Origin of the sequence: Burkholderia sp. FERM BP-3421, assembly GCF_028657905.1 — a bacterium.
Lineage (GTDB): Bacteria > Pseudomonadota > Gammaproteobacteria > Burkholderiales > Burkholderiaceae > Burkholderia.
The window spans coordinates 2573472-2585440 of the sequence record NZ_CP117782.1 but is presented as its reverse complement, the minus strand read 5'-3'; the positions used below and the strand labels follow the sequence as shown (position 1 = coordinate 2585440).

Annotated in this window: 10 protein-coding genes; 5 read left to right on the top strand and 5 right to left on the bottom strand. The window is 68.4% G+C overall.

Going from position 1 to position 11969, the window contains the following annotated elements; all coding sequences use genetic code 11:
• Positions 1–18: 18 nt before the first annotated feature.
• Genes lptC through kdsD form a run of 3 tightly spaced genes read right to left on the bottom strand, consistent with a single transcriptional unit; the run spans position 19 to position 2159 of the window.
• Positions 19–633 (bottom strand): LPS export ABC transporter periplasmic protein LptC, encoded by a 615-nt coding sequence (gene lptC, locus Bsp3421_RS27620; protein ID WP_273999181.1) that lies wholly within the window; start codon positions 631–633, stop codon positions 19–21.
• Positions 634–636: 3 nt separating this feature from the next.
• Complete coding sequence (locus Bsp3421_RS27615; protein ID WP_273999180.1) at positions 637–1176, bottom strand: KdsC family phosphatase; 540 nt, start codon at positions 1174–1176, stop codon at positions 637–639.
• The gene (gene kdsD / locus Bsp3421_RS27610; RefSeq protein ID WP_273999178.1) at positions 1176–2159 is read right to left on the bottom strand and encodes an arabinose 5-phosphate isomerase KdsD; all 984 of its coding nucleotides are present in this window, start codon (positions 2157–2159) and stop codon (positions 1176–1178) included. The genes Bsp3421_RS27615 and kdsD overlap by 1 nt, the downstream gene beginning before the upstream one ends.
• Positions 2160–2285: 126 nt before the next feature.
• Here kdsD and Bsp3421_RS27605 point away from each other — a divergent pair, with 126 nt between their 5' ends.
• From Bsp3421_RS27605 to purU, 5 genes are all read left to right on the top strand, one after another.
• Entirely contained in the window at positions 2286–4289 is a 2004-nt protein-coding gene (locus Bsp3421_RS27605; protein ID WP_274004378.1) for a monovalent cation:proton antiporter family protein, read from the top strand.
• Positions 4290–4432: 143 nt separating this feature from the next.
• Positions 4433–4999, top strand: a complete 567-nt coding sequence (locus tag Bsp3421_RS27600) for an adenine phosphoribosyltransferase (protein WP_273999176.1) — start codon at positions 4433–4435, stop codon at positions 4997–4999.
• A gap of 44 nt (positions 5000–5043) precedes the next feature.
• Positions 5044–5658: a LysE family translocator gene (locus Bsp3421_RS27595; protein ID WP_273999175.1), complete on the top strand. Its 615-nt coding sequence runs from the start codon at positions 5044–5046 to the stop codon at positions 5656–5658.
• A gap of 11 nt (positions 5659–5669) precedes the next feature.
• A complete protein-coding gene (locus Bsp3421_RS27590; protein ID WP_274004377.1) occupies positions 5670–6521 on the top strand; it encodes an NUDIX hydrolase in 852 nt (283 codons plus the stop codon).
• 49 nt (positions 6522–6570) lie between these two features.
• On the top strand, positions 6571–7449 hold the full coding sequence (gene purU, locus Bsp3421_RS27585; protein WP_273999173.1) for a formyltetrahydrofolate deformylase: 879 nt from the start codon (positions 6571–6573) through the stop codon (positions 7447–7449).
• 149 nt (positions 7450–7598) lie between these two features.
• Here purU and Bsp3421_RS27580 read toward each other — a convergent pair whose 3' ends face one another.
• Complete coding sequence (locus tag Bsp3421_RS27580; protein WP_273999171.1) at positions 7599–8684, bottom strand: AI-2E family transporter; 1086 nt, start codon at positions 8682–8684, stop codon at positions 7599–7601.
• Positions 8685–8871: 187 nt separating this feature from the next.
• The gene (uvrA, locus tag Bsp3421_RS27575) at positions 8872–11739 is read right to left on the bottom strand and encodes an excinuclease ABC subunit UvrA (RefSeq protein ID WP_273999169.1); all 2868 of its coding nucleotides are present in this window, start codon (positions 11737–11739) and stop codon (positions 8872–8874) included.
• Between the last annotated feature and the right edge of the window lie 230 nt (positions 11740–11969).

The following is an 11969-nucleotide window of genomic DNA, read 5'->3' as shown; positions in this document are numbered from 1 at the left end:
GCAGTCACGCGTGGAGGTTTACTTGGGTTGGCCATGGGAGCCGCCGGACGTGTCAGCGGCGGCGATCATGCCGCGCACGTTGCCGTAAAGATCGATGACCCGGGTGACGTTGTTGTACTTCATGCCATCGGTGGCGGTGGCGACCGACAGGCCGCGCTGAAGTTTAACCGGCTTTTTGGTCTCGATCACATCGTCGTTGACGAGCACCCGGAAATGTTCGGAATCGGCCTGCATCGGCGGATCGCCGCCGCCCGCCGCCCGCACGATGCGGGCGTCGTCGTACAGGTCGACGATCGACACGTCGCCGTTGACCACGCCGCGCTTCGAGGTGGTCGTCACGACCGGCTTGCCCGGCTGGAACGCGCGCAGCGCCGGCAGCGTCAGGTCGCTCGACTCGTCGTCCTCGTAGTGGACGAGCCCGGCCGCCGTCAGGCGGTATTGCGTGGTGCCGGTCTGGTCCAGCTCGGTCACCGAGAAATGATCGGCGAAGTAGTCGGGCGTATGGCTCTTCGGCCGCGCCTCGCCGTCGCCGGGCGGCGGCAGCGTGGCCTGCAGCAGCCAGTAGGTGATGCCCGCGAGCGCGGCCATCGCGACCAGCGGAATCAGCGAGGTCAGGCGAAATCGGGGATTCATCCGTCAGGCTCCGCAGGCGGCGGCGAGCAGCGCGTCGTAGCGGTGCTGCGCGCGCAGAATGGCGTCGCAGACCTCGCGCACGGCGCCGTGGCCGCCGCGCGCTTCCGCGACCCAGTGCGCGCGCGCGATCACCTCGGGGTGTGCGTTGGCGGGCGCGGTCGCGAAGCCGCAGCGCAGCATCACGGCCAGATCGGGCCAGTCGTCGCCCATGTAGCCGCATGCGTCGGGCGTCATGCCCGTCGCGGCGAGCAGCTCGGCGAGCGCCGCGCGCTTGTCCTCGACGCCCTGGTACAGGTGCCCGATGCGCATCTCGCGCGCGCGCGCGGCGACGATCTCGGAACGGCGGCCGGTGATGATCGCGGTCGCGATGCCGGCCTCGCCGAGCAGCTTCACGCCGTGGCCGTCGAGCGAATTGAACGACTTCATCGTGTCGCCCGTCGCGGTGAAATGCAGGCCGCCGTCGGTCAGCACGCCGTCGACATCGAAAATCATCAGCTTCACGCGGCTCGCGCGCTCGGCTGCCGTGGCGGGAGTGGCGCCCATCAGATTACCTTCTTCGAAAACAGGTCGTGCATGTTCAGCGCGCCGATCAGCACGCCGGCGGCGTCGACCACGAGCATCTGGTTGATCCGGTGGCGCTCCATCAGCTCCACCGCCTCGACGGCCAGGTGATCGGGGCCGATCGTGCGCGGACCGCGCGTCATCACCTCGCTGATCGGCAGGCGGCGGAAATCGCCGTCGCGTTCGAGCACGCGGCGCAGGTCGCCGTCGGTGAAGATGCCGGCGACCCGGTTGTCCGGCCCGACCACGGCCGTCATGCCCATGCGCTTCGCGGTGATCTGGAACAGCGCGTCGGACAGCGTCGCGTCGATGGCCACGGTCGGCACCTCGGCGCCCGTGCGCATCACGTCGCGCACGTAGGTCAGCAGCCGGCGGCCGAGCGCGCCGCCCGGGTGCGAGCGCGCGAAATCCTCGGAGCCGAAGCCGCGCGCGTCGAGCACGGCCACCGCGAGCGCGTCGCCGAGCGCGAGCGCCGCGGTGGTGCTCGCCGTCGGCGCGAGATTCAGCGGGCACGCTTCCTTCGCGACCGCCGCGTTCAGGTGGAAGTCGGCCAGTTGGCCGAGGCTCGAGGCCGGGCGGCCCGTGATCGCGATCAGCTTCGCGCCGAGCCGCTTGATGAGCGGCACGATCGCGACGAGCTCATCCGACTCGCCGGAGTTCGAAAGGGCGATGAAGACATCGTGCTCGGTGACCATCCCGAGGTCGCCGTGGCTGGCTTCGGCGGGGTGGACGAAGAAGGCGGGCGTACCGGTGCTGGCCAGCGTCGCGGCGATCTTGCGTGCAATGTGGCCCGATTTGCCGATGCCGGACACCACCACGCGGCCCCGGCATTCGAGCAGCAGGCCCATCGCGCCGATGAAGCTGCCGTCGAGCTGGTCGCGCAGTGCACGCACGGCGTCCGCCTCGATGTCGAGCACGTCGCGGGCGAGCGCGAGCGCCCGGTCATCATTGATTTTCGCTATCATGCGCGGAGTATAGCAAAGGCGTTTGTTCGCCGCGCCGGGCCGCTCGCGGCCATCATGCCGTTGTTTCTTCCGGCCCATTCCGGCGTCCGTTGTGCGGCGCCGCTGACGAACGAGGACGCTTTGCCTGTGATTTCCCCGCTCGAAATGACGCTCCTGCTGCTGCTGGCTTCGGTGGTGGGGGTGGTCGTGTTCCGTTCGCTGAACCTGCCGCCGATGCTCGGCTATCTGACCGTCGGCATCGTGGTCGGCCCGCATGCGCTCGGCTTTGCCGCCGATCTCGAGCGCGCCGAGCACCTCGCCGAGTTCGGCGTCGTCTTCCTGATGTTCTCGATCGGGCTCGAGTTCTCGCTCGCGAAGCTGCGCGCGATGCGACGGCTCGTGTTCGGGCTCGGCCTGCTGCAGGTGCTCGTCACGATTGCCGTCGCGCTGCTGCTCGGCGCGTTGTTCGAACGCTGGGTGCACATCACCTGGCAGGGCAGCGTCGCGCTCGGCGGCGCGCTCGCGATGTCGTCGACCGCGATCGTGTCGAAGATGCTGGCCGAGCGTCTCGAAATCGAGACGGAGCACGGCCGCAACATCTTCGGCGTGCTGCTGTTCCAGGATCTCGCGGTGGTGCCGCTCCTGATCGTGATCGCGGCGTTCGGCGGCGAGTCGTCGAAGGATCTCGCGATGTCGCTCGGGCTCGCGTCGATCAAGATCGTGATCGCGCTCGCGCTGCTGCTGATCGTCGGCCAGCGCTTCATGACGCGCTGGCTCAACGTGGTCGCGCGGCGCCGCTCGCAGGAGCTGTTCGTGCTGAACCTGCTGCTCGTCACGCTCGGCGCCGCGTTCATCACCGACCGCTTCGGGCTGTCACTCGCGCTCGGCGCGTTCATCGCCGGCATGCTGATCGCCGAGACGCCGTACCGGCACCAGGTGGAAGAGGACATCAAGCCGTTCCGGGACGTGCTGCTCGGCCTGTTCTTCGTCACCACCGGCATGCTGCTCGACCCGAGCGTGATCTGGCAGCATCCGTTCATCGTCGCCGGCTTCTTCGTCGGCCAGGTGCTGCTCAAGGGCGTCACGATCACCGGGCTCGCGCGCCTGTTCGGCGCGCCGCCCGGCGTCGCGATGCGCACCGGGCTCGGCCTCGCGCAGGCGGGCGAATTCGGCTTCGTGCTGCTGAACCTGATCCTCGACCGCCACCTCGTCGATACCATGCTGCTGCAGGCGATCCTCGCCTCGATGCTGCTGTCGATGATGGCCGCGCCGTTCCTGATCCAGAACGCCGACCGCATCGTGATGCGGCTGTCGTCGACCGAGTGGATGCAGCAGTCGCTGCAGATGACGCGGATCGCGACCCAGAGCCTCAAGCAGCAGGGCCACGTGATCATCTGCGGCTACGGCCGGGCCGGCCAGAATCTCGCGCGCATGCTGGAGCAGGAAGGGATCCCCTATGTCGCGCTCGACCTCGACCCCGACCGCATCACGGCGGCCGGGGCGGCCGGCGAATCCGTGGTGTTCGGCGATGCGGCGCGCCGCGAGTCGCTGCTCGCGGCCGGGATCCACCGGGCCGCGGCGGTCGCGATCACCTATGCGAACACGCCGTCCGCGCTGCGCGTGCTGCACAACGTGCACGAACTCGAACCGACCCTGCCCGTGATCGTGCGCACGGTCGACGACGCCGATCTCGAACGCCTGCTCGCCGCGGGCGCGACCGAGGTGATCCCGGAGATCGTCGAGGGCAGCCTGATGCTCGCGTCGCACACGCTGGTGCTGATGGGCGTGCCGATGCGGCGCGTGGTGCGCCGCGTGGAGGAAATGCGCGACGCGCGCTACAGCCTGCTGCGCGGCTACTTCCACGGCGCGGACGACGCGGAGGACGACGATCACGAGCAGGTGCGGCTACAATCGGTGCCGGTCGACGCGCGCGCGGACGCGGTCGGCCGCTCGCTCGAGGAGCTGGGGCTCTACGCGCTCGGCCTCGAGGTGACGGCGATCCGCCGCCACGGGATCCGCGGCGTCGAGCCGGACCCGGACACCAAGCTGCGCGCGAGCGACATCGTCGTGCTGCGCGGCTTGCCGGAAGCGCTCGCGCTGGCCGAGGAGCGGCTGTCGCTGCACCGGCGCGAGAGCCCGGCCGCGGCCTGAGCCGCGGCGCGGTCCGGGCCCATGGCCAGAGAGGGGCGCCCGGCTAGGGGCGCCCGGCCAGGGGCGCTCCTGGCCGCAATCCTCACGCCAATATTGACAGGCGGTGCGCAAGTCATTGCGCGCCGTTTTTTTCGGAGAAGTCCATGAATCACCCGTCGTCGGATGCGTCGCTCGACCCCGTCGCGTTCCTCCACAGCCAGATCCGCACCGTGCCGGACTGGCCGCAGCCGGGCGTGCAGTTCCGCGACATCACGCCGCTGCTGCAGAGCCCGAAGGCGCTGCGGGTGCTGGTCGACCTGTTCGTGGAGCGCTACGTCGACGCGAAGCTCGACTACGTCGCCGGGCTCGATGCGCGCGGCTTCATCATCGCGCCGATCGTCGCGTACGAGCTGAACATCGGCTTCGTGCCGATCCGCAAGGTCGGCAAGCTGCCGTACAAGACGCGCGCCGAGTCCTACGATCTCGAATACGGGAGCGCGACCGTGGAAATCCACGAGGACGCGTGCAAGCCCGGCGACCGCGTGATCATCGTCGACGACCTGATCGCGACGGGCGGCACCATGATGGCGGGCAAGAAGCTGCTCGAGCGGCTCGGCGCGGTGGTCGTCGAGGGCGCGGCGATCATCGACCTGCCGGATCTCGGCGGTTCCGCGCTGCTGCGCGGCGCGGGCCTGCCGCTGTACACCGTGACCGCGTTCTCGGGCCACTGAGCGGCCGACGCCGCGCCTCATTCCCTCACTCAAGCGAGTCCGCGATGCCGAACTTCCTGCTGTTTCTCGCCACCTCGATGGCGATCACGCTGGCGCCGGGTCCCGACAACCTGCAAGTGCTCGCGCGCGGCATCTCGCAGGGCCGCGCGGCCGGCTTCGTCGCCGCGCTCGGGTTTGCCGCCGGCATCCTGTTCCATACGACGCTCGCCGCGTTCGGCGTGGCCGCGCTGCTGCGCTCGTCGCCCGTCGCGTTCCATGCGCTGAAGCTCGCGGGCGCCGCCTACCTGGTCTGGATCGGCATCAAGGCGCTGCGCAGCCAGGGCCTCGCGAACGCGCACGCGCGCGCGCCGCAGCCGCTCGCGACGATCTTCCGCCAGAGCGTGATCGGCAACCTGCTGAACCCGAAGGTCACGCTGTTCTTCGTCGTGTTCCTGCCGCAGTTCGTCGATCCGCGCGGCGCGCAGCCCGTCGCCGTGCAGATGCTGGAACTCGGCGCGCTGTTCATGGCGCAGACCGCGGTGGTGTTCTCGCTGTTCGGCGTGTGCGCAGGCATGATCGGCGCGTGGCTCAAGCGCCGGCCGCGCGTCGGCGTGTGGCTCGACCGGCTCGCGGGCGCGACTTTCATCGCGCTCGGCCTGCGCGTCGCGCTCAAGGACTGACGGGGATGGCGATGACGTTTCCGTGCATTGCCGCCGCGCGGCGTTTCGACGCGGCCGCGCATGCGCCGTTCATGATCGACGGCCGGCGGGTCGGCTGGATCCGCGCGCGCGACGTCGCGCGGCTCGCGCGCTGGCCCGACGTGTTCGAGTTCGAGGCGGGCGAGGTGCGGCTCGCGGCGCGCTTCGACAGCGTCGATGCGCGCAGCATGGCGCTCGCGAGCCCGATCGGCGCGCTCGCGGCGGAAGGCCTGATCCCGGGCTGGCGCGACGAGATCTATGCGATCCGCAACCGCTTCGACGATCCGCCGCTCGCCCACATCGAACGGGCCGCGTCGCGCTTTTTCGGCACGATGACCTACGCGGTGCATCTGAACGGCGTCGTAGAATATGCGCCGGCCACGCCGCCGCGGATGTGGATCGGGCGCCGCAGCGCGACCAAGGCGACCGACCCGGGCATGCTCGACAACGTGGTCGCGGGCGGCATCGGCTGGGGTCTCGGCGTCGAGGACACGCTCCTCAAGGAGTGCTGGGAGGAAGCCGGCATGCCGGCCGAACTCGCGGCGCGCGCGATCGCCGGCCGCACCGCGCATGTCCTGTGCTCGCTGCCGGAGGGCACGCAGGCGGAGCAGATCTTCATCTACGATGTGCCGCTTCCGCAGGATTTCGTGCCCCACAACCAGGACGGCGAAGTCGCGGAGCACGTGCTCGCGGGGCCTGCGCAGCTGATCGCCTGGCTGCGGGCGGGCGAGGTGACGATCGACGCGAGCCTCGCGATGCTCGACAGCCTGCTGCGGCACCGCTGGCTCGCGCCCGACGCGGCGCCGGGCCTCGACGCGCTGTTCGCGCCGCCGCCGGATGCGTGACGCGCGACCGGCGATTCGAATTGAACCAGACAAGAAGGGAGTAGCGGTCATGTCGACCGATCACAGCTTTATCCTCAAACTGTCGTGCCCGGACCGGCACGGCATCGTGCACGCGGTCTCGGGCTTCCTGTTCGAGCGCGCCAGCAACATTCTCGATTCCGCGCAGTTCGGCGACAGCAGCACCGGCGAATTCTTCATGCGCGTGCATTTCGAGCACGACGGCGCCGATGCGGCCGCCGCGCTCGATTCGCTGCGCACCGAATTCACGCCGCTCGCCGCGCGGTTCGGCATGCGCTGGGAAATGCACGACGCGGCGTTCAAGCCGCGCGTCGTGCTCCTCGTGTCGAAGATCGGCCACTGCCTGAACGACCTGCTGTTCCGCTATCGCACGGGTCAGCTGCCGATCGAGATTTCGGCGATCGTGTCGAACCACAAGGATTTCTACCAGCTCGCCGCGAGCTACGACATCCCGTTCCATCACTTCCCGCTGGCGGCGGGCGCGTCGGCGGCGGCGAAGGCCGCGCAGGAAGCGCGCGTGCTGGAGGTGATCGGCGAGCACGAGGCCGACCTCGTGGTGCTCGCGCGCTACATGCAGATCCTGTCGCCGCAGATGTGCGAGCAACTGGCCGGCCGCGCGATCAACATCCACCACTCGTTCCTGCCGAGCTTCAAGGGCGCGAAGCCGTATTACCAGGCGTTCGATCGCGGCGTGAAGCTGATCGGCGCGACCGCGCACTACGTGACGACCGATCTCGACGAAGGTCCGATCATCGAGCAGGAAGTGGAGCGCGTCGATCACAGCATGACGCCGGACCAGCTGACGGCGATCGGCCGCGACGTCGAGTGCGTGACGCTCGCGCGTGCGGTGAAGTGGCATGTCGAACACCGGATCGTGCTGAACGGCACCAAGACGGTGGTGTTCCGCTAAGCGGACACGGCATGGCGGCGGGCGTGTTCGCGTCGCCGCCATGCCCAACAGGCCGGCCGGCTCGCGGCGCGGCCTCGGGCCGCGCGCCCGGGGAGGGTTTCAGGGAAGATGGCGCGCCGCCGCGCCCGGGGCCGCCCGGGCGCTTCCGCTCAGATCAGCCGCAGGTAGCTGAGTTCGCGCTTCACGTACGCGTAGAAGATCGGCGCGGCGATCACGCCGGGGATGCCGAACGCGGCCTCCATCACGAGCATCGCGAGCAGCAGCTCCCATGCGCGCGATTCGATCTGCCCGCCGATGATCTTCGCGTTCAGGAAGTATTCGAGCTTGTGGATCACCACGAGGAACACGAGCGACGCGATCGCGGTGCCCATGCTGACCGACAGCGAGACCGCGACGATCAGCGTGTTCGAGATCAGGTTGCCGATCACGGGCAGCAGGCCGACGATGAAGGTGACGAGCACGAGCGTCTTCGACAGCGGCAGCCGCTGGTGGAAGATCGGCAGCGCGACCAGCAGGTAGATGCCCGTGAAGAACGCGTTGATCGCCGAGATCTTGATCTGCGCGAACACGATCCGCCGGAACGCGTCGGCGAAGCGCGATACGCGCGTGACGAGCGCGGTCGACAGCGGCTGGCGCACCTTGTGGCGATCGACGCCGATCGCGATCATCGCGCCGATGATCATGCCGAACAGCACGTGGCCGAACACCCGCGCGACGTTTTTTCCGCCCTGCTGGAGCTGGTCCATGTGCTTGGTCATGAGGCCGGCCGCCTTGACCTTCATCTGCTCGGCGTCGACCGGCAGCACGTTGGCGATCCACGACGGGGTGCGGGTGCGCGCCTGGTCGACGATCTGCATCAGCTGGCCGAGCAGGCTCTGCAGGTTCGGGACGGTATGTTCGAAGTGCTCGATGATCGCGATCGTCAGGCCCGCGAGGCCGCCCACGATGACGGTCGACAGCAGCACGACCGCGACCCAGCGCGCGCGCTGGCTCGACGTGTGGCGTTCGATCGCGGGCGCGATCATGTGCACGAGCTGGTAGACGAGCAGGCCCGCGAGCAGCGCGCCGAGCAGGCGCAGGTGCAGGACGAGCCACAGGCCGGCGAGCGCGAGGAGGTAGCTGCCGATCTCGAGCGCCGACAACCTCGGCAGGCTGAAATCACTGGTCAGCCGGACGCTGCGCAGATGCGGCTCTCGGGCCTGCGTATCGCGCGGCGGTTCGGATTGCTTCTCCATGACGGTTCCTGTATTCGGCGGGGCGATCCGGCGCGCTTGTGGCGGCAAGCGGACATTGACCCCGATCGCCGCGAGTATAGCAACGAAAGCCGGGCGAAATGATCGCGTTTTCAGGAATGTAATTGGCGCCGCATCGCGCCGTGGGACGGGCGATGCGGCGCGGCGCGCGCCGGGCGGCGCGCCGCGGTCACTTGCGGCGCTTGAGGAGCGGCGCGAGGTACCTGCCGGTGAAGCTCGCCTTGGTTTTCGCGACCTGCTCGGGCGTGCCCTGGGCGATGATCTGGCCGCCGCCCGCGCCGCCTTCCGGCCCGAGGTCGACCACCCAGTCGGCTGTCTTGATCACGTCGAGGTTGTGCTCGATGATCACGACCGTGTTGCCCTGGTCGCGCAGCCGGTGGATCACCTCGAGCAGCAGCGCGATGTCGTGGAAGTGCAGGCCGGTCGTCGGTTCGTCGAGGATGTACAGCGTGCGGCCGGTGTCGCGCTTCGACAGTTCGAGCGACAGCTTCACGCGCTGCGCCTCGCCGCCCGACAGCGTGGTCGCCGACTGGCCGAGGCGGATGTAGCCGAGGCCGACGTCGAGCAGCGTCTTGAGCTTGCGCGCGATCACCGGCACCGCGCCGAAGAACTCGTACGCGTGCTCGACCGTCATGTCGAGCACCTCGCTGACGTTCTTGCCCTTGTAGTGCACTTCCAGCGTCTCGCGGTTGTAGCGCTTGCCGTGGCACACGTCGCACGGCACGTAGACGTCCGGCAGGAAGTGCATCTCGACCTTCAGCACGCCGTCGCCCTGGCACGATTCGCAGCGGCCGCCCTTGACGTTGAACGAGAAGCGGCCCGGATCGTAGCCGCGTTCCTTCGCGGTCGGCACGCCCGAGAACAGCTCGCGGATCGGCGTGAACAGGCCCGTGTAGGTGGCCGGGTTCGAGCGCGGGGTGCGGCCGATCGGCGACTGGTCGACGTTGATCACCTTGTCGAAGTGCTCGAGGCCCTCGATCGACTCGTACGGCGCCGGCTCGGCCGACGAGCCGTACAGGTGGCGCGCGACCGCGTGGTACAGCGTGTCGTTGATCAGCGTCGACTTGCCCGAGCCGGACACGCCGGTGATGCAGGAGAGCAGGCCGACCGGCAGCTCCAGCGTGACGTGCTTGAGGTTGTTGCCGTGCGCGTCCTCGATCCGCAGCATGCGCTCCGGATCCGGCTCGATGCGCTCGTCCGGGTATTCGATCGTGCGCTTGCCGGACAGGTACTGGCCCGTCAGCGACGCCGTGCTCGCCTGCACCTGCTTCGGCGTGCCTTCCGCGATCACCGCGCCGCCGTGCTCGCCGGCGCCGGGGCCCATGTCGACCACGTAGTCGGCGGTGCGGATCATGTCCTCGTCGTGCTCGACGACGATCACCGAGTTGCCCAGGTCGCGCAGGTGCTTGAGGGTGCCGATCAGCCGGTCGTTGTCGCGCTGGTGCAGGCCGATCGACGGCTCGTCGAGCACGTACATCACGCCCGTCAGGCCCGAGCCGATCTGCGACGCGAGGCGGATCCGCTGGGCTTCGCCGCCCGACAGCGTTTCCGCGCTGCGCTCGAGCGACAGGTAGTCGAGGCCGACGTTGTTGAGGAAGGTCAGGCGCGCGACGATCTCCTTGATCACCTTGTCGGCGATCTCGCGCTTCGCGCCTTCGAGCGTGAGCCCGTCGAAGTAGCCGAGCGCGTCGCGCAGCGGCCAGCTGCTGACCTCGTAGATCGCGCGCGCGTAGTCGCCCGCGCCGATCCGCACGAAGCGCGCCTCGCGGCGCAGGCGCGTGCCGTCGCACGACGGGCACGGCTGGTTGTTCTGGTATTTCGCGAGTTCCTCACGCACCGCGACCGAATCGGTCTCGCGGTAGCGCCGCTCGAGATTCGGGATGATCCCCTCGAACACGTGCTCGCGGATCGTCGTGCGGCCGCGCTCGTTGATGTACGAGAACGGGATCGTCTGCTTGCCCGAACCGAACAGCAGGATTTTCTTCACCTTCTCGGGCAGGTCCTCGAACGCGGTGTCGATGTCGAAGTCGTAGAACGCCGCGAGGCTTTGCAGCATCTGGAAGTAGAACTGGTTGCGCTTGTCCCAGCCCTTGACCGCGCCGGCCGCGAGCGACAGCGACGGATGCGCGACGACCCGCTTCGGATCGAAGAACGTGATCTGGCCGAGGCCGTCGCATTCCGGGCACGCGCCCATCGGGTTGTTGAACGAGAACAGGCGCGGCTCCAGCTCCTGCAGCGAATACGAGCAGATCGGGCACGCGAACTTCGAGCTGAACAGATGCTCCTGGTCGGTATCCATCTCGAGCGCGATCGCGCGGCCATCGGCCAGGCGCAGCGCGGTCTCGAACGATTCCGCGAGGCGCTGCTTCATGTCCGCGCGCACCTTCAGCCGGTCGACGACGACGTCGATCGTGTGCTTGTCGTTCTTCTTGAGCTTCGGCAGCGATTCGACCTCGTAGATCTTCGCGACGCCCTCGTTGGCCGTGCCGCCGCCCGAGCGCACGCGAAACCGCACGAAGCCCTGCGCCTGCATCTCCTCGAACAGCTCCGCGTGCTCGCCCTTGCGGTTCGCCACCACGGGCGCGAGGATCATCAGCTTGGTCTCCTCGGGCAGCGCGAGCACCGCATCGACCATCTGCGAGACGCTCTGCGCCTCCAGCGGGATCTCATGGTCCGGGCAGTATGGCGTGCCGACCCGTGCGTACAAAAGTCGCAGGTAGTCGTGGATTTCCGTGACGGTGCCGACGGTCGAACGCGGATTGTGCGACGTCGCCTTCTGCTCGATCGAGATCGCGGGAGACAAACCCTCGATCAGGTCGACATCCGGCTTTTCCATCAACTGGAGGAACTGCCGGGCGTAAGCCGACAGGCTTTCGACGTAGCGCCGCTGACCTTCCGCGTACAGCGTGTCGAACGCAAGCGACGATTTGCCCGAGCCTGACAAGCCCGTGATCACGATCAGCTTGTGGCGCGGCAGATCGAGATTGACGTTCTTCAGGTTGTGGGTACGGGCCCCACGGATACGGATTTGTTCCATGAACCTGGCGAAAGAGGAGGAGACCAAACCTGCTACTATAACGGCTTTTCGAGACCGTCGTTTCAGGCCCCAAGCCTTTGCAGCAAGTGTCAGCAGGGCTGCGCGGGCGACGCCCGGACCGCATCGGCATGCGTCCGTCGGACGGCGCGGCGCGGGTGGCGACGGTCCGCAGCCGGCCTGGATTTCCCGCCGCCCGGCCTCGGGCGCGGGTACCGCACATTCGAAATTCA